Raw genomic sequence first — 24,043 nt, 5'->3', positions numbered from 1 at the left:
AGGCCTCGTGGCCAGGTTGTCAGATGACGTCGTCCGACTCCGCGCCCTTGGTGGCGGTATCCGCGACCGCACGACGGCGCACGCCTTCGAGGTGCGCATCCATCGCGGTGCGAGCCCCCTCGGCGTCGCCGCGCTCGAGCGCACTCAGGATCGCCGTGTGCTCGGCGATCGCGCTGTCCGCGTCCGTGACACCCAGTCCGCCGAAGAGACGGAACCGCTGCGCCTGGCCCCCGAGGGTGCGGTAGGCGCCGAGGAGGAAGGGATTGCCCGCGTGCTCGGCGATCAGACGATGGAAGTCCTCGTCGGCCTTCCAGTAGTCGCGGAACTCGCTGTAGGAGCGCCCCGTCGGCGCCGTCTTCAGCCGCTCGATCGTCTCCGCGAGCGCGGCGATGAGCTCCGGGGTCGCCCGCCGGCATGTCGCCTCGGCATTCGCCTCCTCGATCACCTTCCGCGCTTCCGCGAGCTGGCCCAGCTCCTCCGGCGTGAACAGCGGCGCGACACGGTACCCCTTGAGGGCGGCGCGGCGCACCATGCCCGTGTGCTCCAGGCGGGCCAGCGCCTCCCGCACCGGCGTCGGCGAGACACCGAGTTCGCGCGCCAGCCCCTCGATCGAGAGGGCGGCCCCCGGTTCGAACCGACCGTCGACCAGGGCCGCGACCAGCTCCTCGTGCACGTGATCGGCGAGCACCTGGCGATTGGCCATCTGCCTGCCCGAGAAAGGGGAAGTCACCCGCACAGCCTAATGAACGCGGCACCCGCTGCCCCCTCGGCCACCGCGGTGAGGTGAGCCGAGTGCGCCAAGCGCTCCCGTTCGACACACAGTGCGTCGTGAATGTTTCGGCTACCTGTCAATTGGGTCAGTTCATCACGGCCAAGTTGCGCATTTCGCACAGGTGCGCGCACCATCGAAGGGATGACTGCCGCACTCCCCGTCCCGAAGCCCGCGATCAGGCACTCGCTGGCCGACGACGTCCTCGGGTTCCTGTGCGCCACCGTCGTCATCTCGCTCGGCTTCTTCCTGCTGCGAGCGGGAGGAGACGTCTCGGGCGGCACGGCGGGCCTCGCCCTGCTGCTGAGCTACGCGACGCCGGTCCCGTTCGGCGTCCTGTTCTTCGTCGTGAACGTGCCGTTCTTCATCCTCGCGATCCGCAGCAAGGGCTGGGGCTTCGTCCTGCGCAGCTGCCTCGCGATCGCCCTCGTCTCGGCATCGACATCCCTCCACAGCATGCCGGGGCTCCTCGGCCACATCACACTGGATCCGTTCTACGCGGCACTCATCGGCGCCACGCTCGTGGGCCTCGGGGTACTGTTCTTCTTCCGCCACGGCGCGAGCATGGGCGGCTTCAACATCGTCGGCCTGATCCTGCAGGAGCGCTACAACCTGCGCGCGGGCTACGTGATGATGGCCCTCGACGCGTGCGTCGTCCTCGCCGCGTTCGCGGTCGCCGATTGGACGATCGTGCTGGCATCTGCGCTCGGCGCCGTCGTGATGAATCTCGTCGTGGCCCTCAACCACCGACCCGGTCGCTACGCGCCGGCGTCCTGACCGACGGCACGACCCGCCACGCGATCACGGCGGCGACCGCGACCAGCACGGCCGCGACCAGCGACGCCTGCTGCATCGCGAGGGTGAAGGCCTCGCGCCCGGCCTCGAGGATCTCCGCGGATCCGTCGACGCCGCGCGCGGCGCTCGCGAGCTGCGGCAGGGACTCGCCCGCCGGATCCGTCAGCGACTCGGGCGCGCCCTCCGGGATCACGAGCGCGGCGCGGTACATCGCATTGTGGATCGATCCGAGCACGGCGATGCCGAGGGCGACGCCCAGCTCGATCGACATCTCGGAGATCGACGACGCCGCGCCCGCCCTGTCGCGGGGCACAGAGGCGACGACCGCGTCGGTCGCGACGGCCTGCGAGAGCCCGACGCCGATGCCGACGGTGGCGAGGGCGACGGCGAACATCACGTAGCCGGGCATCCCCTCGGCGAGGGCGAGCAGCGCCAGGCCGACGGTGGCGACGAACAGCCCCGCTCCGATCGCTCGCCCCTGTCCGAAGCGCGCGACGATCAGGGCGATGAACGCGACGATCAGGACGGATCCGATCGACAGCGGCAGCTCGCCGAGCCCCGCCTGGAAGGGCGAGAACCCGCGCACGAGCTGCAGGTACTGCGAGAAGAAGAAGATGAGGCCCGAGAACGCGAACACCGCGACGAGGTTCGAGGCGATCGCTCCCGAGAAGGCGGGGATCCGAAACAGCGACATCTCGACGAGCGGGGACGCGAGGGTGCGCTGCCGCCGCACGAACGCCCAGCCGGCCGCGACGCCGACCGCGACCGCGACCGCGGCGTCGACCGACAGCCCGCCCTTCGCGACCTGCTTGATGGCGTAGACGACCGGCACGATGGCGACGACCGACAGGAGCGCCGAGAGCAGGTCGATCGGCGCAGGGCGCTGACTGCGCGATTCGGGCAGCAGCACGATTCCGAGACCCAGGACCACGATCATGACGGGCACGTTGATGAGGAACACGGATCCCCACCAGAAGTGCTCGAGCAGCGCGCCGCCGACGAGCGGGCCGGCGGCGGATCCGACCGTGAAGCCCACCGACCACACGGCGATCGCGAGGGTGCGCTGCGTCGCATCGCGGAACATGTCGCGGATGATCGCGAGCGTCGACGGCATGATCGTGGCGCCCGCGACGCCGAGCAGCGCACGCGCCGCGATCAGCAGCTCGGCCGATGGCGCGAACGCCGCCAGCACGGACGCGAGCCCGAAGGCGACGGATCCGATGAGCAGCAGGCGCTTGCGGCCGACGCGGTCGGCGAGGTTGCCCATCGTGACGAGCAGGCCGGCGATCGCGAACGAGTAGATGTCGCCGATCCAGAGCACCTGGGTGGCGGTCGGACTCAGCGCGTCGGTGAGCGCGGGAATCGCCAGCGCGAGCACCGTCGCATCGACGGCGAGCAGGACGATGGCGATCGTGAGCACGCCCAGTGCCGCCCACTGGCGGAGGCCTGCGCGGGAGTCGCTGTCGATCGTCACGGGAGTGGTCATGACAGTTACTATACCGTCTGGTAGGTACAGTAACTGGGCAGGGAATGAGCACCCTCAGTGGGTACGGTGGGAGTGCTTCGACCGCCGCGAGAGGATCACATGAGCCGCCCCAGCGCACGTCACGAGCTCGTGCAGACCGCCCTCGAGCTCGCGTCGCAGATCGGCCTGCGCGCCCTCACCTTCGACGGACTCGCGGCAGAATCCGGCAAGACGAAGGGCGGGATCCTCTACCACTTCCCGTCGAAGGAGCACCTCGTCCGCGCCGTGCTCGCGCACCTCCTCGACGAATGGGACGCCGACGCGCTGCGGCACCTCGACGGCCCCTTCGACACGGCGACCCGAGAGGACCGCATCGTCGCCTTCCTGCTGTCGGCGATCGAGTCGACGACGGAATCGGTCGGCGAGCTGTCTGTGCTCATCGACGTCATGCGCGACGACGCCTACGCCGCGATGTGGATCGAGCTGCGCGACCGCTGGGTCGGCGACGTCGCCACCCTCACGCGCACGCAGCAGATCGCACTGGCCGCCGCCGACGGGATCTGGATCGACGACGCGATGCAGCAGCCGCCGTTCTCCCCCGCGGACCGCGACGAGGTCGTCGCCGAGCTCATGCGCATGGTGCGCGGCGGCGCCTGACGCCCCGCCTCGTCGTCAGTCGATCGGGCAGACGGCCGCATCGGCGACCGCCTGGTGCGCCTGATCGGTCGTCCACGGCAGGGCCGCGTCGACGTCCGATTCGCCCGGCGCCTCCGCGGCGATCGCCGCGAGCTCGCGTGCGAGCGCACCGGCGAGCTCGCCGCCGGCCGCCGAGTTGTTCAGCGCCACGACGACCGTCAGCCCCGTGTTCACGTCGCTGTAGGCGGCCGTGCTGTAGCCCGGCATCTCGCCCTGCTGGCCGATCATCGAGCCCATCATCAGGTCGCCGCCGGCGGCGCGGATCCACTGCGGGCCGTCGGAGCTCGTCGGACTCGACTCGGCCCACCGCGGCGCGAGGTCGTCACTCGAGCCCGCGCGCCCCGCGCGCTCACTCGCGTAGTCGCGCAGGTCGTCGAGGCTCGACACGACGCCTCGGTCGGCGTAGCCGAACGAGGCCGACAGCTCGGTCATCTCCTTCGGCTCGCCCTCGCAGCCGCTCTCGCGGGCGGCGTTCGACGTGTAGAACCCGGGGAACGGCGTCGTCCCCGGCGTGCCGGCGGCGTCGATCGGGAGGTAGGTGGCGTCGAGGCCCTGCGGCTCGGCGACGTACCGCGCGTAGAGGTCGCGCATCGACGTGTGCGCCGCGTTCTCGAGCGCGATGCCGAGCAGGAAGTAGGCCGTGTCGGTGTCGCCCCACGTGTTCGGGTTGCCGAGCCCCCGGCCGAGGCCCGCGGCGATGAACTCGCGCGGCGTCCACACGCGGTCGGGGTTGCCGAGGATCACGTTCCAGCGAGCGCCCGTCGACTCCTTCAATCCGCCGAGACCGTTGCACAGGTCGACGAGCGTACGATCCTCGAGCTGCGGCGTGCTCGGAACGTACGTCGTGACAGGGTCCTCGAGATCGACGACTCGATCGCCGTCGAGCGCGTACAGGACGTCGCACGTCATGGATCGCGTGATCTCGCCCGCGCGGAAGGACATCTCCGTCGACGGCGTCTCTCCGGATCCGGGAGCCGTCTCGCCGACGCCCGCCGCCCACTCGCCCGCCCACGGCGCCCACACGCCGACGATGGCGCCCGGAGCGCCGCCCGCCTGCATCGCGCGCTCGGTCGCCGACTGGAGCTGCTCGGTCACGCCGTCGGGCAGGGGGGTGGACATGTCCTGCGGTTCTGGCATGTCCCCGCCCGTGCATCCGGACAGCAGAACGGCGCTCGCAGCGAGCGCCGCGACGGCGCCGGCGACACGACCACGACGTGCAGAGAAGCCCATGAAACCCCCTGGAAGACAGACTGGTCCGAGTCTAAGCGCTCTCCCGTCGGGACGGATTCACGGTGCCGCCTGCCGCATCTCGCTGCCGTACCTCTCCCACGCCGTGCGCATGAAGCGGCGCACGTTCTCGTCGACGCGGATATCGCGCGGGCGCAGCGGTCGCGAGAGATAGAGGCCGTCGAGCGACGAAAGACGTGAGAGCGCGACGTACGTCTGCCCGGGCGCGAACGCACCGGCGCCGAGGTCGACGATGGCGCGGTCGTAGGTCTTGCCCTGCGACTTGTGGATGGTCACGGCCCACGCGAGTCGCAGCGGGAACTGCGTGAACTCGGCCGCGACGTCGCGCGAGAGCTTCTTCTGGAACGAGTCGTACGCGTAGCGGTACTTCTCCCAGACGGCCGGCTCGACATCGAACTCCTCGCCGTCGACGTCGACGCGCACGCTGTCGCCCATGATGCGTGTCACCGTGCCGATCGTGCCGTTGACCCACCGCGGCGGCTCCCCACCTGATGCGACGTCGTTGCGCAGGAACATCACCTGCGCCCCGATCTTGAGCTTGAGGTGCTCGTCGGCCGGGTACGTGTCGCCGCGGCCGAAATCCCCGCTGACGTCGGCGACCGCCGTCTGCTCCCGCCCCGGCAGGGCGTCGAGGTGCTTCGCGTTGATCGTGTTCACGCGGTCATTGCGGGTCGCGAGCGTGATGATCGGATCCTTCGCATCCTCGGGAGGCGTGCGGGATCCGATCCTGTTCAGCGTCTCGGCGATGTCGGCCGTCACGCGGCCGTATCGCACCGCGTTCAGCATCGTCTTGAATGCGTCGTCGTCCTGGCGATGGATCTGCGTGAGCTCGCGGATGTTCAGCTCAGCTCCGACCCGGCCCATCTCGAGCAGGCCATCCCCCGCCGTGGATCCCGCCCAGACCTTCGCGTCGAAGAACCAGAACGAGTCGTAGTGGTCGGCGATGTACTTCGCCTCGTCGCCGCGAGGCGGCACGGGCGCGAGCTGATAGGGGTCGCCGAACATCACGACCTGCACGCCGCCGAACGGCTCGCGGCGGCGAGCCCGCGCCTGACGGAGGGAGCGGTCGATGCCGTCCATGAGATCGGCGTTGACCATCGAGATCTCGTCGATGACCAGCGTGTCGATCGCGTTGAGCAGCTTGCGCGTCGCGTCGGACTGGTCGATGTCGCTGTCGGCGATGAGCCCGATCGGCAGCTTGAACAGCGAGTGGATCGTCTGGCCCTCGACGTTGAGCGCGGCGACGCCCGTCGGCGCGCAGATCGCGATCTGCTTCTTCGTATTCCACGTCAGGTGGCGCAGCAGCGTCGATTTGCCCGTTCCGGCGCGACCCGTGACGAAGACGTGCTCCTGGGTGTCCTCGATCAGCCGGAAGAGCGCCTCCTGTTCGGCAGACAGAGCGGGAGCGGGCATCTCTCCAGGGTATTGGAGAACGGTCGTGCAACGACCAGGGTGTGGAGAGAGGTTCTCCAGGGCGGCGTTCCTAGACTGTGCGCATGCCAGGTGGATCCGTCGAGCACGCCCCCGCGCGGCGCTCGACGCACGCCATGCGGGATCTCATCATCGCGATCGCCCTGTTCGCGCTGCTCATCCTCGCGCTCGTCGCCGCCTTCTTCGCCCTTTACCGCGAGCTCTGGAGCGCCAGCGCCTTCGCCGAACGATACGTCGAGGAGATCGCCGATGCCGACGCGTCCGGGGCCCTGGCGATGCCCGGCGTCGCTCCCGAGTTCACAGAGCTCGAGGAGATCGACCGCGGCTATGCGTCCGAGACCCTGCTGCGTTCGGCGACGCTCACGAGCGACATCGAGGACATCCACGCCACCGAGGAGCGCGTGACCTCCGACGGCGAGGACGAGATCATCGAGATCACCGTCGGGTACACGCTCGACGGGAAGCCCGACGAGATGGTCTTCTCCGTCGAGCGCACGGGCACGGCGGGCCTCGTCCCCGCCTGGGCGTTCGAGAGAAGCCCTCTCTCCGTCATCGACCTGACGGTGCGGGGCTCCTGGCAGTTCTCCGTCAACGAGTTCGAGATCGACAAGCGCCAGGTCTCGCCGGAGGGGCTCGAGGCGAAGGCGCTCGACCCCGTCTCGCTGCTGACCTTCTCCCCCGGCACCTACGACGTCGCCGTCGACACGGCGGCCACGGTCGCGGATCCGCGGAGCGTGCGATCGGCGGGGTCCCTCGAGACCGTCGAGGTCGACATCCAGACCGAACCCACACCGGAGCTGAACGAGGTCGTCCAGGACAACATCGAGAAGTTCCTCGACGAGAAGTGCACCACTCAGGCGGTCCTCCAGCCGCAGGGGTGCCCCTTCGGCGCTCCCCCGGACATCTCGGCGTCGGGCATCGCGCAGCCCGACATCGCGTGGGAGATGGTCGACTACCCGACCACGGCGCTCGTGCCCGACGGCGATGACTGGCGCGTCTCGCCCACCTCCGGCATGGTCCGTCTCTCGCTGACGCTGCAGAACTACTACACGGGCGTGCTCGAGCCCGTCGAGCGCGACGTCTACTTCACGATGGTCGCCTCCGTCGAAGTGTCGGACGACGGCGGCGTGCACATCACGATCGACCAGGCCGGCAACCTCGACGGCTGATCTGCGCGCTCGATCGGGAGCACCACACCCTCCGCGCTCGAGTGACGCAGACGACCCTTCCGCCGCACGCGAAGGATCAGGCGCGTCACGCGGGTCGGCTCAGAGCCCGCGCGCCCTGTCACGCTCCGCGATCTCGGCGAGGCGGGCGTTGTAGTCCTGGAGCTCGGCGTCGCCCGTGCGATCGGCATGCCGATCGCGACGCTTCTGCTGACGCTCGTCGCTGCGGCTCCACTGGATCGCGACGGTGATCGCCGTGATGAGCGTCGGGATCTCGCCGATCGACCAGGCGATGCCGCCGCCCGTGTACTGATCCTCGAGTGGGCTGGGCCCCCAGGTGCGACCCATGGATCCGTACCACTCCGCGACCATCAGCCCCTCCTGGGTCATGATCGCGATGCCGAAGAACGCGTGCATCGCCATCGTGATGATCAGCGTCACGAGACGACCCGCGTGCGGCATGCGGTACGGGACGGGATCGATGCCCGTGAGCGTCATCACGAACAGGTAGCCCGTGATGAGGAAGTGGGCGACCATCCACTGATGCCCGATGTGGTCGTACAGACTCCAGCGGAACAGGTCGCTGAAGTAGAACAGCCACAGGGATCCGATGAAGATGACCGCCGCGACGATCGGATGCGTCAGGACCTTCGCGAGCGGGTTGTGCACGGCCCAGAGGATCCACTCGCGCGCGCCCCGGGTGCCGTCCTCCCGCTTGCGGATCGCGCGGGCCGCGAGCGAGACGGGCGCGGCGGCCACGAGCATGAGCGGGATGTCCATCGCGAGCAGCATGTGCAGCAGCATGTGCATGCTGAACAGGTAGTGGCCGTACGCGTTGAGCGGCCCGCAGGTCACCCAGATGAGCTGGGCCATGCCGAGCATCCAGAACACGGTGCGGAACACGGGCCACGTGTCGCCCCGCCGGCGCAGGCGCCACACGCCGACGGCGTAGAACACCATGGCGAAGGCGGCGATGAGCAGCCACAGCGGATCGATCTCCCACTGCGTGAACCAGGCGCTCGGCGTGAGCGGAGGCGGGAGGGGGGAATCGGTGAGGATCTCGGCGGGCGTCTCGAGAGGCGGAGGCACGTCGCTCACGGGCGACGCCGACCGCGCGAGCGCCGCCGCGGCACCCGACGCGATGCCCATGAACACGAACTCGAGCGCGAGCACCGCCCAGAACATCGCGTTCTTCTCCTCGCTCTTCGCGATGAGGCGGCGCCGATACCAGGCGCCGAGCAGACCCATGCCGACGAGCATGACGATCTTCACGAGCAGGACGAGGCCGTACGGATCCGTGACGAGCTGGTCGAGGGAGGCGATCGAGGCGAGCGAGCGCAGGAAGCCGGAGACCGCGACGACGACGAACGCGATGAGCGCGACCGAGGAGTACCGCTCGAGGACGACGCGCATGCGCCCGGGTTCGAGCACGGGCCGGATCGCGACGAGCGCGACGAGTCCGCCGAGCCACACGGCCGCGCCGAGGATGTGGATCGCGATCGCCGTGACGACGAGATTGTGGTCGGCGAGGTCCCCCGAGTGGCTCTGCGTCGCCATCGGCACCAGGCTGGCCGCCGCGAGGATCGCCGTCAGCAGCGTCGACAGCCATCCGCGTACGGCGAACGCGAGCACGGTGACGATCGCGCCCGCGGCCGTCTGGACGAGCCAGGCCTGCCCGACCTCGGTCTCGGTCAGATAGCGGCCCAGCTGGGTGCCGAACTCGGATCCGAGCGACAGCTCGGGGTTGAATCCATCGAGGTACAGCAGGAACGTCGTGGCTCCGCTCGCGACGGTGAAGACGGCGGCGCCGACCGAGGCCGTGTCGAGGGCGATCTCGAACGCGCGCTCTCCCGGCTTCAGGGCGAACAGGGCGAGGAGAAGGGATCCGAGCATCACGGATCCGCCGATGTTCACGAGCATCTTCGCGAACGGCACACCCCAGCGCACGACGGCGCCCGAGCTCTGCAGCGCCAGCTCCCCCGCGGCTCCCGTGACGACCAGCGACGCGACGAGCGCGCACACCGCCGCGACGAGGAGGATGACGGGCCCGGCGGCCCGCAGCGCGCGAGGACTCACCCGACCGATCCTAGTTCTGCCCGCTCGCACGCTCCCTGGACGCCCGCCCGGTCACCATGTCCCACAACACGCCGCCACGGCGGGGTGATGACGGCGTGTCGTGGGACACGGAAGCGGGAGCTCCCCACGCGTGTCCCACAACACGCCGTCACGGCGCTCAGGAGACGGCGTGTTGTGGGACACGGAGGTGGGGATGCCGTACACGCGACGCGGGCGCCCTCCCGAAGGAGAGCGCCCGCGTCGTCAGACGACGTCGTCTTACTTGACGGCGGCCTTGAGCTTGGAGCCCGCGGTCACCTTGACGCGCTTGCCGGCCGGGATCTTGATCTCGGCGCCGGTCTGGGGGTTGCGGCCCGTGCGAGCGGCCGTGTCGACCTGCTCGAACGCGATCCAGCCGGGGATCGAGACCTTCGAGCCCTTGGCGACAGCCTCGGAGACGGTGGTGAAGAGCGAGTCGAGCACACCCGAGACGGTGGCCTGGCTCTGACCGGTCGCGCTGGCGATGCTGGCAACGAGCTCGGTCTTGGTGATGTTCTTGTCGGCCATTGTGTTCCTCCATCGGCGCCGGGGCACCGTGACGAATCGTTGGACCGAGAGCGTGAACCCCCGGCTCGGTCGTGTGACCGTGCACAAAACTAACGCTTCGCCCCGCCATTCCGCGTATTTCCGGGGGTTCCGAGGCGATTCGGGCGGCGTGTCGCCCCAAATTCGGTACAGATGTGACGGATGTGGCGACATACCGCCCGGATCCGCGTGGTTCCGGGGATCCGGGCGGTATGCGGTCAGGCGTCCTCGACCTCGGGGATCCGGCGCAGCACCGTGACGGCGAGCGCACCGACGAGCAGCAGCGCGGCGGCGCTCGAGTAGAGGGCGACGTTCGTCCATCCGGCATCGATCAGGGCGCCGCCCGCGATCGGGGCGAAGATGGCGCCGATGCGGCCGACCGCGAGGGCGGATCCCACGCCCGTCGCACGGGTCATGGTGCCGTAGCGCGCCGGTGCGACCGAGTACAGACCGGCGATGCAGCCGTTGACGAGCAGGCCGGTCAGCACGCCAAGCACGAACGCAACGGCGAGCAGACCCGTCGAGAGCACGAACACGACGATCGACGCGGTCGAGAGCACGAGGAAGGCGATGAGCACGGATTCCTGCGAGAAACGCACGGCGACGACGCCGTAGAGGACGGATCCGACGGCGCCTCCGATCGCGAGGGCCATGCCGATCACGACGCCCTGCTCAGTGGTCATGCCCGCCTCGATCATGAGACGAGGCGTCCACGAATTGACGAAGTAGAAGCCGAACATCACCATGAAGAACGCCACCCACAGCAGCAGCGTGATCGCGAGCAGCCGGCCGCGGAAGAGGTCGGCGAGGCGCGAGGCGGGCGCTTCGTCGGGAAGGTCGACCATGTCCGCGAGGGACGAACGCTCGGGGTCGAAGCCGACGCGCCGCGCGATGCGGCGAAGCGCCCTGTCGGCATATGCCGGGCGGCGGTTCACGAGGAACTGCACGGACTCGGGCACGAAGAGCACGAGCGCGAGGACGACGAGGACGCTGACGCTCGCGCCGACGAGGAACACCGAGCGCCAGCCGTAGGTCTCCTGGAGGCCGTTGGCGGCGATGCCCCCGAGGAACGCGCCGACGCCGTAGCCGGCTGCGTAGAGCCCGATCGCCAGTCCGCGCCAGCGGCGGCTCGAGAACTCGGAGGTGATGACCGTGATGCTCGCGAGGATGCCGCCGACGCCGAGGCCGGTGAGCACGCGCCAGACGCCGAGCTGCACCACGTCGGCCGACGACGCCGCGAGGAACATGCCGATCGTCGAGACAGCGGCGGATCCGATGACGGTCCAGCGGCGGCCGACGATGTCGGCGAGGCGACCGATCGCGAACGCGCCGATCGCCATTCCGACGAGCGTGGCGCTGATGACGGTGCCGAGCTCGGACCCGCTCAGCGCGAACTCCTTCTCGACGTTGACGGACACGAACGACATGGCCGCGACGTCGTATCCGTCATTCGCGTTCAGCACGACGGCGCAGGCGACGATCGCCCACTGATAGAAGGACATCGGAGCGTGTTCGAGGTGACTCCGCAGGTCGCGGGTTCGAGGGACGGTCTGTGACATGGAGATGGGTGCCTTCGTTGGTACGACTCTCGGACGCGGCTGTGCGTCCGGACGCCACGATACCTACGCGTATAGGGATACGGCCAGAGGTATCTCGATATTCACTCAGAGACGAGAGAAGGGCGGGACCTCCGAGGAGATCCCGCCCTTCCGTTCGCGATGCTTACCAGCTCGACTTGGTGATGCCGGGCAGCTCGCCCCGGTGCGCCATGTCGCGGAAGCGGACTCGCGAGAGACCGAACTTCGTCAGGACACCGCGGGGACGTCCGTCGATGACGTCGCGCGAGCGGACGCGGATCGGCGATGCGTCGCGGGGCAGCTTCTGCAGACCCACGCGAGCGGCCTCGCGCTCCTCGTCGGACGCGTGCGGGTTGACGAGCGTCTTCTTCAGCTCGAGACGCTTCTCGGCGTAGCGCGCGACGATGACCTTGCGCTGCTCGTTCTTGGCGATCTTGCTCTTCTTGGCCATTATTAACGCTCCTCGCGGAAGTCGACGTGCTTACGGACCACGGGGTCGTACTTCTTCAGCACGAGACGGTCGGGGTTGTTGCGGCGGTTCTTCTTGGTCACGTACGTGAAGCCGGTTCCCGCCGTCGAGCGCAGCTTGATGATCGGACGAACGTCCTGAGTCTTCTTCGCCATCAGAGCTTCACACCCTTCGCAACCAGGTCCTTGACGACCGACTCGATGCCGCGGGCATCGATGACCTTGATGCCCTTAGCCGACAGGGTCAGCGTGACCTTGCGGCCCATCGAGGGCACGTAGTACGTCTTCTTCTGAACGTTCGGGTCGAACCGGCGCTTCGTGCGACGGTGCGAGTGCGAGACGTTGTGACCGAAGCCGGGGGTGGCTCCCGTCACCTGGCACACAGCAGCCATAGTTCACTCTCCTTCAATACCGTGGCCCAGATCGGGCCACCCAAGATCTCTTGCCTGCACGCTCTGCACCCGCCCATTGCTGAGCTGTGTTCAGGTGAGGAGCGCGCGAACTGCGCACAGGAGTGTGCACAGCCAAAGATCGATGCTACCAGAGGCGCGACACGCCCGGTGAACGTCGGCTGTGAGGATCCCTCACCAGGGCCCGACCTCGCACCAGCTGATGTCGAAGCCGTCGAGCACTGCGATCTCGTCGCCCGACGCCATGTCGACGACGCGCGTCTCGACCGATTCCGGGAGCGGCTGCGGCTGACCGCCATAGGGGTTGCTCACGATGTCCGGCGCGACGACGACGGCCGCGTACTGGGCGCTCGGCGACGCGCAGATCTGCAGCAGCGAGTCGCCCTTCTCGACCTGCGCGACATCGGCCACGGATCCGTCGGTCGCGACCTGCACGACGCGGAAGTCGCCCGGAAGGCCGTCGACCATCTCGGCGTAGGCGCGCAGCGTGCCGCCGTCGGCGAGGGGGATGAGGTGGTTGATCGCCAGGTCGTCGCCGAGGTCGGCGTCATCGAGCACACTCTGCTCGCCCGTCGCGAGGTCGAGCTCGACGAAACCCGCGTCGGCGCGGTCGACGATCGCCGTGTACGTCGAGCGGGCGACACCCTCGATGCCGAGCGCGACGCCGAACGACGAGATCTCGCCGTCCTCGCTCTCGCGGTCGACGAGGGTGAGGTCGCCCTCGAAGTCGTTCAGCAGAAGCGACGACGTCTCGGGCACGAAGCGCCAGCGGTCGATGCTCGGCTCCTTCTCGCCGACCGTCACGGGCGTCACCTCGGTGCCGCCGTCCGCGAAGGCGTCACGCAGGGATCCCGTGAACAGCACGCTCGCGCGCCCGGAGTCCTCGGTGACGTCGCGGTCGGTGTAGGTGAATCCGAACAGCTGACCGCGCTCCGAGGCCTGCAGCCCCGTGACGATCCCGTCGCCCGGCAGCGGGATCTCGGCCGCCTCGAAGGCCCCGTCCTCCGAGCGCGTCTCGAGGTCGAGCGCCACGAGTCGCATGCCGTCGCCCTCGACGATCGACGCCACGAGGTAGCGGCTCGTCGCGCGGAAGTCATCGATGCTCTCCGCGAGGAAGACCGGGGTCGGATCCTCGTCGGCGCCGATCGTGTGCCGCACGATCTTGTCCTGACCGTCGGCGTCGCGCTCGAGCACGAATGTCTGCGCGCGCGGGGTCTCGAACGTCGTCACCAGGTCGGCTTCCGGCCCGCCGCCCACGCCGGTCACTCCGTCGACGCGCACGGTGTAGCTCTCCCCCGCGTCGAGCGCCGCCGGGAAGCGCACGCCGACCGTGCGACCGGCGGCGTCGACGGTGAAGTCGGTGGCGGGTTCGACCACGACCTGTTCGGGATCGATGCCGGACAGCGACTGGTTGGCCGTGAAGATCACGCGGCTGCCCGATTCGGCGATGGCTGCGGAGGGATCCACCTGCACATCGGTGACGCGCGGACCCTGCGACAGGCTCGCCGCCGCTCCCAGTCCCCCGACCAGCGCGAGCGCGGCCAGCACGATCGCGAAGGCCGCGACGAAGCGCCCTCTGCTTCGGCCGACGCGCCGCGATCGCCGCGAGTCAGTACTCATACGGATCCTCCGGCTCGTCGATCCGCTCGATCGACGCCGCCTGGACCACCAGGGCGCCGCTGTCGTCGACCGCGATGGATCCGCGAAGCTCGACCCACTGGCCCAGCTCGAGGTCGCTCGCGCCCTCGGCATCGGAGAGGGGCAGCGCGGCCGGCTGCGCGTCGATGACGCAGTGGGTGATGACGAGGCGGTTGAGGTTGACGGATCCGTCGTCGTCCGGCGTCACGAAGCCGGTCAGCGTGACGTCCTCGCCCTCGTAGCGCTCGGGACTCGTGGCCGTCGCGAACGTCGCCGACCAGTCGCCCACGCCGAAGCCCGACGTGTCGACGACGCCGAGCTGCACGTCGTCGGCCCCCGCGAACAGGGGTGCGGAGCCGGTGTCGCGCTGCATCGCCAGCTCGGCCGACAGCGTCGCGGGCGGCAGAGCGATCGCGAGCACGGCCACCGCCGAGGCCAGGACGCCGCCGACCGCCGTGGCGCCGAGCCCCAGCACGCGTCGCGGCGACGGATGATCGTGCCCATGGTCGTGATCGTGCCCGTGATCCTCCTCCCCGAGGGGCAGCGCGAACGAGGCGATCGCCCCGAGGAGCAGCAGAACGGCCATACCGCACGCGAACCAGGCCTGCGAGGGGTTGATGTAGAGCTGCAGGCGGTCGGTCACGGTCAGCCAGATCGTGACGACGGAGATCAGCGATGCCAGCCCGACCCCGAGCCAGCGGTCGACGGCTCTAGACCACAAGGTTCATCACCGTCCCCACGGCGAAGGCGGAGAGCAGGACGACCGCGACGATCCCGGCGATTACGCGGCCCGTGAAGGTCGTGCGCAGCAGCGCGATCATCTTCACGTCGACGATCGGGCCCACGAGCAGGAAGGCCACGAGGGACCCCGTCGTGAACGTCGACGCGAACGACAGCGCGAAGAAGCTGTCGACGTTCGAGCAGATCGCGACGGTCATGGCGAGCAGCATCATCGCGACGATCGACAGGACCGGGTTCGATCCGATCGCCACGAGCGCCGACCGCGGCACGATCACCTGGACAGCTCCAGCGATCGCGGATCCGAGGATGAGGGCCGGCATGACGGCGCGGAGCTCGACGACGAGCTGGCCGAGGCTGCGCTTCCAGCGCGCGGACCCGTCGTCCACCGCCGCCGACTCGCACGTCATCTGGAAGCGCTCCGTGAGCATGCTCTGCGGATCCGGGTGGCGGCTGTAGAGCCAGCCGATCAGGAGCGCGATGCCGTAGCCGCCGAGGATGCGCGCGACGAGGATCCCGCTGTCCCAGCCGAACGCCTGGTGCGTGGTCAGGATGACGATCGGGTTGACAATCGGCGCCGCGACGAGAAACGCCAGCGTATCGGCCGGCGTGAGGCCGCGCATCATGAGACCGCGCGCGAACGGCACGTTGCCGCACTCGCACACGGGGATCAGCATGCCGAGCGCCGCGAGCACCATGCGCCGCGCCCACGCGCGCGTCGGCAGCACGCGGTGGATGATCTCCGCGGGGACCCACACCTGGATGACGATCGACAGGAAGACGCCCAACGCCACGAACGGCAGCGACTCGATGAGAACGCTCAGCGCGAGCGTCAGGCCGTCCTGCGCGCGGGTGGGAAGCGGATCCGAGAACAGCGCCGGCAGGAACGCCTCGATGAGGAACAGCACGGCGACGACCACGGCGCCGATGCCCATCGACATCAGAACTCGACGCCCTGACGGCATCGGACGGCGTGTCCGGCCGCCCGCCGCGGAATCGGCGTCGTCGCGTCCGCGGGTGGCGGGCTGAGCCGGGATCATCACTCGGTCAGTCGCCCGCGGCGGTCATCGCGGCGCACGCCTCGCACACGCCGAAGATGTCGACGACGTGCTCGGCGTCGGTGAAACCGTGCGCGCGGGCGGTCTCGCGCGCCCACTTCTCGACGGCCGTCGCCTCGATCTCGACCGTGCGCCCGCAGCGACGACAGATCAGGTGATGATGATGCGAGTCGGTCGCGCAGGCGCGGTAGAGGTTCTCGCCCTCGGGGCTCTGCAGGCTGTCGGCTTCGCCCGTCTTCGCGAGGCCGGCGAGCGCGCGGTAGACGGTCGCGAGGCCGATCCCCGTGTCGTCGCGGATGAGGGCGTGCAGGTCCTGCGCGCTCACGAACCCGTCGCTTTCGGCGAGCGCGTCGCGCACGCGCTCGCGCTGCCAGGTGTTGCGCTGAGCCATATCTCGAGCCTACTTCGCGACCGGCACGCCGGTCGTCGCGAGCGTGGCCTTCTCGAGGCGAACCCGGAGGATCCGCTCGCGGCGAGCCGCGACGACGCGGCACACGAGATAGATCGCGAAGGAGATCGTCGTGATGTACGGACTCACCGGCAGGGTGCCGGCGATCGCGAGAAGGATCCCTCCGACCGCCGACACGAAGCCGAAGAGCGCCGACAGCAGCGGCACCGCCACGGGGCCGCAGCTGAGGCGCATCGCGGCCGCCGCGGGGGTGACGAGCAGCGCCATGACGAGCAGGGCGCCGATGATGTGCACGGCGGCCGCCACGATCGCGCCGAGCAGCAGCATGAACACGATGCTGAGGCCGCGCGTCGGCAGTCCGCGCGCCTCGGCCGACTGCGGGTCGAGGGAGTCGAACCGCAGCGGGTTCCATACGACGATGAGGCCCACGAGCACGATCGCGCTGATCACGATCAGCCCGCCGAGATCGGGGTTCGACACCGACACGATCTGGCCGGTCAGGAGGCTGAAGCGGTTGCTCGAGCGCCCGTCGTAGAGCGATACGAAAAGGATCCCGAGCCCCAGCCCGAAGGGCATGAGCACGCCCACGATCGAGTTGCGATCGCGGGCCTTCGCCCCCGCGATGCCGATGAGCAGCGCGGCCGCGATGGCTCCGACGAGGGATCCCGCGACGACAGATCCGCCGAACAGCAGCGCCGCCGCCGCGCCGGCGAACGACAGCTCGCTGATGCCGTGCACCGCGAACGCCATGTCGCGCTGCATCACGAAGACGCCGATGAGCCCGCCGACGATGCCGAGTGCGGCCGCCGCCGCGATCGAGTTCGACATGAGCTGCAGCAGGGCGCCGTAGTCCTCGAAGGAGAAGATGTCGGACCAGGACATCAGAAGACCCCTGCTTCGTCGTCGTCGTGATGGTGCTCGTGGTGCGGGTGGTGGGGTTCGGCGTCGGGGATGCCCGCGACGAGCAGGCGCCCGCCCGCCCGGATGACTTCGACCGGCGCCCCGTACAGCTCGCTCAGCACCTCGCTGCGCAGCACCTCCTCGGGCGTGCCCAGGCGGAACCCGCCGCCCGCGATGTAGAGGATCCGGTCGACGGCTCCGAGGATCGGATTGATGTCGTGCGTGACGAACAGCACGCCTGCGCCGCGCTCGCGTCGCTCGCGGTCGATGATGTTCGTCACGGCGCGCTGATTCGCGAGGTCGAGGCTCGAGAGCGGCTCGTCGCAGAGCAGCAGCTGCGGCCGATCGACGAGCGCCTGCCCGATGCGGAGGCGCTGCTGCTCGCCACCCGACAGGGAGCCGACCGGATCGTCGGCGAAGCGCGCCGCGCCCACCGCCTCGAGCAGCTCGTCGACGCGCGCCCTGTCGCCGCGGCGCGGGAACGGCGGCCCGAAGCGCGTGCCGTTGATGCCGAGCGCGACGAGATCCCTCGCCCGCATGTTCGTCCCGAGCGGGAACGGGCGCTGCTGCGGGATGTACCCGACGTGCGTGCTGCCCTTGCGCACCGGGCGTCCGGCGACGCTGATCCGGCCCGCGCTCAGCTGCTGCAGGCCGAGGACCGCGCGCAGGAGCGTCGTCTTGCCCGACCCGCTCGGCCCCAGCACGGCGACGAACTCGCCCGGCTGGATCTCGAGATCCAGTCCCTGCCACAGCTCGCGACCGCGCAGGCGCAGAGCGGCGCCGTCGATGCGCAGCACGGGTTCGGTCATCCGGCTATCGTACCGGCGGACTGATAATCGTTCTCGAGAGCGGGCTGAGCGCGTGCCGCGATGAGGAGATGCGCACTCGTGAGGACGACATGCGGGCCGCGGATCCTCGATCCCGCACTTCTCCTCAGGAGCGCGCGCGGAGATCAGTCGTCGAGGGCGGTGGCGAGGGCGTCGACGTTGTCCGTCATCCACTCGGCGTAGGTGGATCCCTCGGGCAGGGTCTCGGCGAACTCGACGACCGGGACGCCCTCCCGTTCGGCCGCCTCGATGAGGCGGTCGGTCTCGGATCCGCCGGTCTGCGCGTTGACGACCAGGACGTCGACGTCGCCGCCCTCGACGGACTCGAGCGCATCGAGCAGCGTCGCGGGTGCGACATCCTGCCCGGCCTCGACCGACTCGGCGAAGCCCTCGGTCGTGACGTCTTCGAGCCCGGCCGCCGCAGCGAGGTAGCCGCCGACCGGCTCGGTGAAGAAGACGGTCGCCCCCGCATGCGCCTGCTCGATCTCGGCGAGCTGATCCTCGAGGGATCCGATCTCGGTGATCACGCTCTCGGCGTTCGCGGCGATGTCGTCGGCCGCGCCGGGGATCCGCTCTTCGAGCCCCTCGGCCATCGCCTCGACGAAGTGCTCGACCGTGTGGGGGTCGTACCAGACGTGCTCATTGAACCCCTCGATGTGGTTGTGCTCGTGCTCGTCGTGCTCCTCATCGGCGTGCTCACCATGCTCGTCTTCGGCATGGTCGTGGGCCTCTTCGGCCTCGCCGTCGTTCGGGTAGTCGTGGTTGAACGCGACGACGGTGAGGGCCTCGCGCCCGGATCCGTCGTTCGCGCCGTCGATGAGCTCTTCCATGAAGTGGTCGTACCCCCCGCCGTTCATGATCACGAGGTCGGCGTCCTGCACGGCGAGCTGGTCGCGTGCGGTCGCCTCGTAGTCGTGCGGGTCCTGTGTCGCGGAGTCGATGATCGCGGTCACCTCGGCGGCGTCACCGACGACCTGCTCGGCGAGGGAGGCGTAGACACTCGTCGAGGCGACGATCGTGTACTCGCCGTCGGCGCTCTCAGCTCCATCCGCGGACGCGCCGCACCCGGCCAGGACGAGGGCGGGAACAGCGAGCAGGGGCGCGGCGATCAGAGCACGACGGTTGAGCATGCGGCCAGTCTACGCGAAATGAGAATCGTTATCGTCTGTGAATTCGCGTCCTCACGCCAGCAGCGCCCGGAAGTCCTCGGCCGAGAGGGCTCCGGTGGCGGTCGCGTCGCCGGATCCGAGAACGTCCTCGAACAGCTTGCGCTTGCGATCCTGCAGCTGCATCACCTTCTGCTCGATCGTGCCCTCGGCGATGAGCCGGTAGACCATGACCGGGCGGTCCTGGCCGATGCGGTGCGTGCGGTCGATCGCCTGCGTCTCGGCGGCGGGGTTCCACCACGGGTCGAGCAGGATGCAGTAGTCGGCCTCGGTGAGTGTGAGCCCGACACCACCCGCCTTGAGGGAGATGAAGAACGCCGGCACGTCTCCGGAGCGGAAGCGCGCGATCATGCGCTCGCGGCCGCGCTGCGACGTGGATCCGTCGAGGTATGCGTACCGGATGCCGCGATCGTCGGCCGTCTGGGCGGCGAGGCCGAGGAACTCGGTGAACTGACTGAACACGAGCACGCGGTGACCATCGGCGACGATCTCGTCGAGGAGGCGCCCGAGCTCCTCGAGCTTCGCCGAGGGCCCCGTCGTGTCGGCGAACACCGGGTCGAGCGCGTGACGGCGCAGCGTGGTGAGGGCGGCGAGGATCTGCACGCGGTTCTCGTCGACGTTGTCGAGCATGCCCAGCAGGCGCTGCTGCTCGCGGCGGAACCGCTTGTCGTAGGCTCTGCGGTGATCGGGGCGCAGGGCCACCTCGATCGTCTGCTCGGTCTTCGGCGGCAGCTCGGGTGCGACGAGCTCTTTCGTGCGGCGCAGGAGGAAGGGACGCAGCCGCGAGCGCAGGCGGTCGAGCCGCGACCGGTCGTTCTCGCGCGTGATCGCTCGGTGGTACTCCTCGCGAAAATGCGACCGCGAACCGAAGAGGCCGGGGGCCACGAGGGTCGCGACCGCGAACAGCTCCATGAGGTCGTTCTCCATCGGCGTGCCCGACACCGCGAACTTGGTCGGGACGTCGAGCGTGCGCGCACACGCGTAGCCGCGCGACGCCGAGTTCTTCACCTGCTGCGCCTCGTCGAGCACGAGGACGCGGAACCCCATCTGCTGGAACGCCTCATGGTCGAGCCGGAAGATCGCGTAGCTCGTGACGAGGAGCCGGGCCTCGCCCGCCGCCTGGGCGAGCGCGGTGCCGCGCTTCGCGGCCGTCTGCCCGATCGCGACAGCGCCGAGCGCGGGCGCGAAGCGCTCGGCCTCGTGCACCCAGTGGCCGACGACGCTCGTCGGGGTCACGACAAGGTAGCGCGCGTCGGGCTCGTCGACACGCGCGGCGTCAAGTGCCGCGAGCACCTGCACGGTCTTGCCGAGCCCCATGTCGTCGGCCAGCACGCCGCCGAGGCGATGCCGGCGCAGGAAGTCGAGCCAGCTGAACCCGTCGCGCTGATAGTCGCGCAGCTCGGCGCGGAACGAGTCGGGCGGATCGGCTCGCTCCGCCTGCGCGTCGCCGAGTCGCCCCATCGCGTCGAACCAGGCGCTCTCCTGCGTGGCGACGACGCCGATCTCGGCGAGCTCCTGCCAGAGGTCGACCTGATAGCGGCTGACGCGCACCTGGTCGGACGGGCGGTCGTCGAGCGCCCGGGCCTCCGCGAGGATGTCGCGGAGCTTCGCGAAGTTCTCGCCGAGCAACGGGAACGTCGTGCCGCTCATGAGCGTGAAGTAGGTGCGGCCCTGCGCGAGCGCCTTGAGCAGCTCGCTGCTCGACACGGGCTCGCCCTGGATGGTGACGACGATGTTGAGCTCGAACCAGTCGTGGCCCGAGGGATCCGCGCCGACGGAGACGACCGGGGCCTCCGTCGCAAACTCGTATGACGGGACCTCGTCGTGCAGCTCGACGCGCACGTCGTCGAGCGCCCGGACGGCGGGGAGGACCTCCGCGAGGAACTCGACCGTCTCGTCGCGGCCGAGGTCGCGCGCGGGGAGCACGCGGTCGATGCGGCGCCGCCCGAGCAGGTGCGCGAACCGCCCCGCGGCGGCCTCGACGGCGTCCATGATCTCGTGCTCGACGCGCCGCTGTCGGCCGGCGCCGGCCGGGTGCTCCCACTCCCAGAAGGTGCGGCAGACGGGATCCGCGTGGCGCACGGCGAGGACGAGCACCGGCCGGGGCGGGTCGGGGATCGCGAAGGACCCGTCGCTCGACACGAGCGGCGCGACCTCGCGCAGCCTCGGCAGATAGTCGCGCGTGAAGTCGTCGATGCGCTCGGGCGGGATCGACAGATGCCCCGAGCGCTGCAGCGCGTCGTACGCGGGCCCGACGGGCTGGGCGAGCGGGACGAGCGACTCGATGGACGCGTGCGCGCCGCCGATGCGCGCGACCGCCGCCGTCGGAGCACCGAGGGGCAGCGTGCGCCCCTCGAGAGGGGCGCCTTCGTCGATCACGACCGGTTCGACCCACAGCCGCCCGCGCACGGAGCGCAGATCGACGCGCCCCTCGGCCCGTCCGGACGCGAGCGCGACCCCGCCCTGCGCGGGGTCGTCGGCGACGAACTCGACGCCCGCCTCATGCGCATCGGCGAACGCCTGCCAGAGCCCGCGCGACGGCACCGCGTCGAGACGAATCCAGTCGGGCGCACCCCAGCCGCCGCCGTAGTGCGAGCGATACCGACTGCCCGCCCGCAGTCGCTCGCCGACGGCCGCGAAGTTCTCCCGTGACGCATGCAGCGCCTCGATCTCGGCGAGCGCGCGCCACCGGGGATCCGTCGTGCGCACCTCGGTGACGTCGCGCCAGGTGACGGCGGAACGAACCCAGGCCCCGCGCGCCCCGCGCACGGCGGGCCGGATCGCGACGCCGTCGCCCTTCGGGTCGCCGCTCTCACTGCGGCGCACCGCGAACAGGAGGGCGATCTCGCTCGGCTCATCGGCGCCGTCATCGGCCTCCGTCGGATCGAAGAGACCGCTCAGCGTGCGCTCCCACGGCTCGCGCTGCGGCATCGCGCGAGGCCGCCCGATGCCGTGCCCCACCCCGCCGACGCCGAACGGCTCGTCGCGTTCGGCGAGGGCATACAGCGCCGCAGCCGCGTGCCCGCACCAGGCGTCGCCGTCGTGCGGGCACCAGCATCGGACATCGACCTCGCCGTCGTCGCGGATCTCGGCGAGCACCGAGACAGCGAGCGCGCCGACCGACACGAGTGCCGTCGACACATCGCGCCCCAGCTCGATCTGGGTGATGCGGATCGGCAGCCGGTCGGCGAGCATGCGCCCCGCCTCGGCGTCGTCGGGCAGGAACAGCCCGTTGACGAGGGCGGGGGTGAGCAGGAGCTTCGGCACGCACCTGACGCTAGGCGCCACCCCCGACAATCCAAGAACCCACGCGAGATCCGCCTCTCGGGTGACGCCTCTGACTCTTCATCGCGCGATGAAGGGTCAGACGCGTTACCGGAGCGCCGACGCGCGTCATCCCTGCCTGCCCTTGAAGCGCGGGTTGAGCTTGTTGATGACATAGACGCGGCCCCGCCGGCGCACGACCTGCGCCCCCGGCTTCGTCGTGAGCGACCTGATCGATGCACGCACCTTCATGGGAACCTCCTATTGATAATGGTTCTCATTAGAGTAGCGTGGTTCCCTCCTGCCGCGAACAGAGAGAAGGATCCGATGGACCAGGTCGACGTCATCGCCGTGACGGGCACGTGCACACCGGAACGCGCGCGCTACGCCGCCCAGCACGCCGAGACCTCTTCGCGCACGCTCGTCACCGCGGCGCGCATCGGGATGTCGCCCGACCCCGTCGCCGAGGCCCAGGCGCTCATCCCCTGGACCGACCAGCCGGGCGGATCCGTCGTCGAGTTCCCCGCGGCGATCCCGCCGACCGAGATCATCGGCCGCTTCGCCCACCCCGCGTCGACGGGCAGGCTCGTCGGCCTGACCTGCGTCGTCGACGCCATGCACCTGCTCGACGACCTCGCCCGCGAGGACTACGTGGTCCGCCCGGGCGAGGACGGAGATCGCGAGTTCCGATCACGCGCGCTGGCGACCGCGACCCAGATCGAGTACGCCACCACGGTCGTGCTCGCGGGCTGGGAGCCGCTGCCGACTCCCGACCTCTCCGTCGTCCTGGCCGTCGTGAGCGCGCTCAGCCCGCGCGCGCGGATCCGTCTGGATCCCGCGCCGTTTCCCGCACCCGAGGTCGCGGTGCCGATGCCCGCCGTGCAGGACCGGCCGGGATGGATCGCTGTGCTCAATCACGACTTCGCACCGCACATGACCGACGCGCGGGTCGCCGCCGCGCACATCGAGTCGACGCGCCCGTTCCATCCCGCCCGGCTGTCGCTGCTCCTCGACGAGATCGAGCAGGGGCGCTTCGGCACGATCCTGCGCTCGGCGGGATTCTGCCGCCTGGCGACGCGGCCCGGCGTGACCGCGCACTGGGAGCACGTCGGCGCGATGCTCTCGTTCCCGCCGGTCGCGTCGGACGGCGACCTCGGCGACGACGAGGAGCTGCTCACCGCCGGGCACGACCTCGCGTTCTTCGGACTCGATCTCGACCGCGCGGCTCTCGGCAGAGCCCTCGACGCCGCGTCGCTCACAGACGACGAGTTCGCCGCTGGCCCCGACGCCTGGGCGACCTACGAGGATCCGTTCCCGGCCTGGGAGGATGTGCCGGGTTGAGCGCCGCGCCCGCGCCGCAGGCACAGAAGTGACGCCC

23 protein-coding genes are annotated in these 24,043 nt (G+C 69.8%); 4 read left to right on the top strand and 19 right to left on the bottom strand.

The genetic code is table 11. The annotated features are described in order from the left end of the window. Positions 1–19: 19 nt before the first annotated feature. On the bottom strand, positions 20–703 hold the full coding sequence (locus tag KOL93_RS08190; protein WP_221585116.1) for a GntR family transcriptional regulator: 684 nt from the start codon (positions 701–703) through the stop codon (positions 20–22). Between the two features lie 210 nt (positions 704–913). Here KOL93_RS08190 and KOL93_RS08185 point away from each other — a divergent pair, with 210 nt between their 5' ends. Next, positions 914–1,546: a YitT family protein gene (locus KOL93_RS08185; RefSeq protein ID WP_221584847.1), complete on the top strand. Its 633-nt coding sequence runs from the start codon at positions 914–916 to the stop codon at positions 1,544–1,546. Here the strand turns inward: KOL93_RS08185 and KOL93_RS08180 are convergent. Next, positions 1,509–3,050 (bottom strand): MFS transporter, encoded by a 1,542-nt coding sequence (locus KOL93_RS08180; RefSeq protein WP_221584846.1) that lies wholly within the window; start codon positions 3,048–3,050, stop codon positions 1,509–1,511. The genes KOL93_RS08185 and KOL93_RS08180 overlap by 38 nt on opposite strands. 99 nt (positions 3,051–3,149) lie before the next feature. Between KOL93_RS08180 and KOL93_RS08175 the strand changes: the two genes are divergently transcribed. Continuing rightward, a complete protein-coding gene (locus KOL93_RS08175; RefSeq protein WP_221584845.1) occupies positions 3,150–3,686 on the top strand; it encodes a TetR/AcrR family transcriptional regulator in 537 nt (178 codons plus the stop codon). 15 nt (positions 3,687–3,701) lie between these two features. On the opposite strand, the gene KOL93_RS08170 is transcribed toward KOL93_RS08175, so the two are convergent. Together KOL93_RS08170 and KOL93_RS08165 are read right to left on the bottom strand one after the other, a co-directional pair. Next, positions 3,702–4,955 (bottom strand): serine hydrolase domain-containing protein, encoded by a 1,254-nt coding sequence (locus KOL93_RS08170; RefSeq protein ID WP_221584844.1) that lies wholly within the window; start codon positions 4,953–4,955, stop codon positions 3,702–3,704. Positions 4,956–5,012: 57 nt separating this feature from the next. Then, positions 5,013–6,386: an ATP-dependent DNA helicase gene (locus KOL93_RS08165; RefSeq protein WP_221584843.1), complete on the bottom strand. Its 1,374-nt coding sequence runs from the start codon at positions 6,384–6,386 to the stop codon at positions 5,013–5,015. A gap of 83 nt (positions 6,387–6,469) precedes the next feature. On the opposite strand from KOL93_RS08165, the gene KOL93_RS08160 reads away from it, so the two are divergent. After that, entirely contained in the window at positions 6,470–7,573 is a 1,104-nt protein-coding gene (locus tag KOL93_RS08160) for a hypothetical protein (RefSeq protein WP_221584842.1), read from the top strand. Positions 7,574–7,672: 99 nt separating this feature from the next. Here the strand turns inward: KOL93_RS08160 and KOL93_RS08155 are convergent, their stop codons facing one another. The 15 genes from KOL93_RS08155 to ykgO all read right to left on the bottom strand — a co-directional run bounded on the left by KOL93_RS08155 (position 7,673) and on the right by ykgO (position 22,917). After that, a complete protein-coding gene (locus KOL93_RS08155) occupies positions 7,673–9,646 on the bottom strand; it encodes a cytochrome c oxidase assembly protein (protein ID WP_221584841.1) in 1,974 nt (657 codons plus the stop codon). Between the two features lie 258 nt (positions 9,647–9,904). Next, a complete protein-coding gene (locus KOL93_RS08150) occupies positions 9,905–10,192 on the bottom strand; it encodes an HU family DNA-binding protein (RefSeq protein WP_221584840.1) in 288 nt (95 codons plus the stop codon). Between the two features lie 236 nt (positions 10,193–10,428). Then, positions 10,429–11,712: an MFS transporter gene (locus tag KOL93_RS08145; RefSeq protein WP_221584839.1), complete on the bottom strand. Its 1,284-nt coding sequence runs from the start codon at positions 11,710–11,712 to the stop codon at positions 10,429–10,431. A gap of 220 nt (positions 11,713–11,932) precedes the next feature. Then, the gene (rpsN, locus tag KOL93_RS08140; protein WP_221584838.1) at positions 11,933–12,238 is read right to left on the bottom strand and encodes a 30S ribosomal protein S14; all 306 of its coding nucleotides are present in this window, start codon (positions 12,236–12,238) and stop codon (positions 11,933–11,935) included. A 2-nt stretch (positions 12,239–12,240) separates the two neighbouring features. Next, positions 12,241–12,411, bottom strand: a complete 171-nt coding sequence (gene rpmG / locus KOL93_RS08135; RefSeq protein WP_110589930.1) for a 50S ribosomal protein L33 — start codon at positions 12,409–12,411, stop codon at positions 12,241–12,243. Then, positions 12,411–12,647: a 50S ribosomal protein L28 gene (gene rpmB / locus KOL93_RS08130; protein WP_221584837.1), complete on the bottom strand. Its 237-nt coding sequence runs from the start codon at positions 12,645–12,647 to the stop codon at positions 12,411–12,413. The genes rpmG and rpmB overlap by 1 nt, the downstream gene beginning before the upstream one ends. A gap of 192 nt (positions 12,648–12,839) precedes the next feature. Continuing rightward, a complete protein-coding gene (locus KOL93_RS08125) occupies positions 12,840–14,285 on the bottom strand; it encodes a hypothetical protein (RefSeq protein ID WP_221584836.1) in 1,446 nt (481 codons plus the stop codon). After that, a complete protein-coding gene (locus tag KOL93_RS08120; protein WP_221584835.1) occupies positions 14,275–15,024 on the bottom strand; it encodes a TIGR03943 family putative permease subunit in 750 nt (249 codons plus the stop codon). The genes KOL93_RS08125 and KOL93_RS08120 overlap by 11 nt, the downstream gene beginning before the upstream one ends. Further along, positions 15,014–15,982 (bottom strand): permease, encoded by a 969-nt coding sequence (locus KOL93_RS08115; protein WP_308291579.1) that lies wholly within the window; start codon positions 15,980–15,982, stop codon positions 15,014–15,016. Before KOL93_RS08115 ends, KOL93_RS08120 begins: the two co-directional genes overlap by 11 nt. Positions 15,983–16,088: 106 nt before the next feature. Continuing rightward, positions 16,089–16,490: a Fur family transcriptional regulator gene (locus KOL93_RS08110; protein ID WP_221584834.1), complete on the bottom strand. Its 402-nt coding sequence runs from the start codon at positions 16,488–16,490 to the stop codon at positions 16,089–16,091. A gap of 9 nt (positions 16,491–16,499) precedes the next feature. Continuing rightward, positions 16,500–17,390, bottom strand: coding sequence for a metal ABC transporter permease (locus KOL93_RS08105; protein WP_221584833.1), 891 nt, complete (start codon positions 17,388–17,390; stop codon positions 16,500–16,502). Next, positions 17,390–18,217 (bottom strand): metal ABC transporter ATP-binding protein, encoded by an 828-nt coding sequence (locus KOL93_RS08100; RefSeq protein WP_221584832.1) that lies wholly within the window; start codon positions 18,215–18,217, stop codon positions 17,390–17,392. The genes KOL93_RS08105 and KOL93_RS08100 overlap by 1 nt, the downstream gene beginning before the upstream one ends. Before the next feature lie 143 nt (positions 18,218–18,360). Continuing rightward, positions 18,361–19,365: a metal ABC transporter solute-binding protein, Zn/Mn family gene (locus tag KOL93_RS08095; RefSeq protein WP_221584831.1), complete on the bottom strand. Its 1,005-nt coding sequence runs from the start codon at positions 19,363–19,365 to the stop codon at positions 18,361–18,363. 51 nt (positions 19,366–19,416) lie between these two features. Continuing rightward, positions 19,417–22,668 (bottom strand): DEAD/DEAH box helicase, encoded by a 3,252-nt coding sequence (locus KOL93_RS08090; protein WP_221584830.1) that lies wholly within the window; start codon positions 22,666–22,668, stop codon positions 19,417–19,419. 126 nt (positions 22,669–22,794) lie between these two features. Continuing rightward, on the bottom strand, positions 22,795–22,917 hold the full coding sequence (ykgO, locus tag KOL93_RS08085; RefSeq protein ID WP_221584829.1) for a type B 50S ribosomal protein L36: 123 nt from the start codon (positions 22,915–22,917) through the stop codon (positions 22,795–22,797). Positions 22,918–22,992: 75 nt separating this feature from the next. Between ykgO and KOL93_RS08080 the strand changes: the two genes are divergently transcribed. Next, complete coding sequence (locus KOL93_RS08080) at positions 22,993–24,006, top strand: GTP-binding protein (protein WP_221584828.1); 1,014 nt, start codon at positions 22,993–22,995, stop codon at positions 24,004–24,006. Positions 24,007–24,043: the final 37 nt, after the last annotated feature.

The organism is Microbacterium salitolerans, assembly GCF_019720895.1.
Taxonomy (GTDB): domain Bacteria; phylum Actinomycetota; class Actinomycetes; order Actinomycetales; family Microbacteriaceae; genus Microbacterium.
This window is presented reverse-complemented; position numbering and strand designations above follow the sequence as displayed.

Excerpts from the sequence above, each read along its gene's own strand:
- KOL93_RS08110 (WP_221584834.1), bottom strand. The coding sequence starts at position 16,490 with ATGGCTCAGCGCAACACCTGGCAGCGCGAGCGCGTGCGCGACGCGCTC.
- KOL93_RS08190 (WP_221585116.1), bottom strand. The coding sequence starts at position 703 with ATGGCCAATCGCCAGGTGCTCGCCGATCACGTGCACGAGGAGCTGGTC.
- KOL93_RS08180 (WP_221584846.1), bottom strand. The coding sequence starts at position 3,050 with ATGACCACTCCCGTGACGATCGACAGCGACTCCCGCGCAGGCCTCCGC.
- KOL93_RS08125 (WP_221584836.1), bottom strand. The coding sequence starts at position 14,285 with ATGAGTACTGACTCGCGGCGATCGCGGCGCGTCGGCCGAAGCAGAGGG.
- KOL93_RS08100 (WP_221584832.1), bottom strand. The coding sequence starts at position 18,217 with ATGACCGAACCCGTGCTGCGCATCGACGGCGCCGCTCTGCGCCTGCGC.
- KOL93_RS08080 (WP_221584828.1), top strand. The coding sequence starts at position 22,993 with ATGGACCAGGTCGACGTCATCGCCGTGACGGGCACGTGCACACCGGAA.
- KOL93_RS08170 (WP_221584844.1), bottom strand. The coding sequence starts at position 4,955 with ATGGGCTTCTCTGCACGTCGTGGTCGTGTCGCCGGCGCCGTCGCGGCG.
- KOL93_RS08150 (WP_221584840.1), bottom strand. The coding sequence starts at position 10,192 with ATGGCCGACAAGAACATCACCAAGACCGAGCTCGTTGCCAGCATCGCC.
- KOL93_RS08095 (WP_221584831.1), bottom strand. The coding sequence starts at position 19,365 with ATGCTCAACCGTCGTGCTCTGATCGCCGCGCCCCTGCTCGCTGTTCCC.
- KOL93_RS08165 (WP_221584843.1), bottom strand. The coding sequence starts at position 6,386 with ATGCCCGCTCCCGCTCTGTCTGCCGAACAGGAGGCGCTCTTCCGGCTG.
- KOL93_RS08175 (WP_221584845.1), top strand. The coding sequence starts at position 3,150 with ATGAGCCGCCCCAGCGCACGTCACGAGCTCGTGCAGACCGCCCTCGAG.
- KOL93_RS08185 (WP_221584847.1), top strand. The coding sequence starts at position 914 with ATGACTGCCGCACTCCCCGTCCCGAAGCCCGCGATCAGGCACTCGCTG.
- rpsN (WP_221584838.1), bottom strand. The coding sequence starts at position 12,238 with ATGGCCAAGAAGAGCAAGATCGCCAAGAACGAGCAGCGCAAGGTCATC.
- KOL93_RS08145 (WP_221584839.1), bottom strand. The coding sequence starts at position 11,712 with ATGTCCTTCTATCAGTGGGCGATCGTCGCCTGCGCCGTCGTGCTGAAC.
- KOL93_RS08160 (WP_221584842.1), top strand. The coding sequence starts at position 6,470 with ATGCCAGGTGGATCCGTCGAGCACGCCCCCGCGCGGCGCTCGACGCAC.
- rpmB (WP_221584837.1), bottom strand. The coding sequence starts at position 12,647 with ATGGCTGCTGTGTGCCAGGTGACGGGAGCCACCCCCGGCTTCGGTCAC.
- KOL93_RS08105 (WP_221584833.1), bottom strand. The coding sequence starts at position 17,390 with ATGTCCTGGTCCGACATCTTCTCCTTCGAGGACTACGGCGCCCTGCTG.
- KOL93_RS08115 (WP_308291579.1), bottom strand. The coding sequence starts at position 15,982 with ATGTCGATGGGCATCGGCGCCGTGGTCGTCGCCGTGCTGTTCCTCATC.
- ykgO (WP_221584829.1), bottom strand. The coding sequence starts at position 22,917 with ATGAAGGTGCGTGCATCGATCAGGTCGCTCACGACGAAGCCGGGGGCG.
- rpmG (WP_110589930.1), bottom strand. The coding sequence starts at position 12,411 with ATGGCGAAGAAGACTCAGGACGTTCGTCCGATCATCAAGCTGCGCTCG.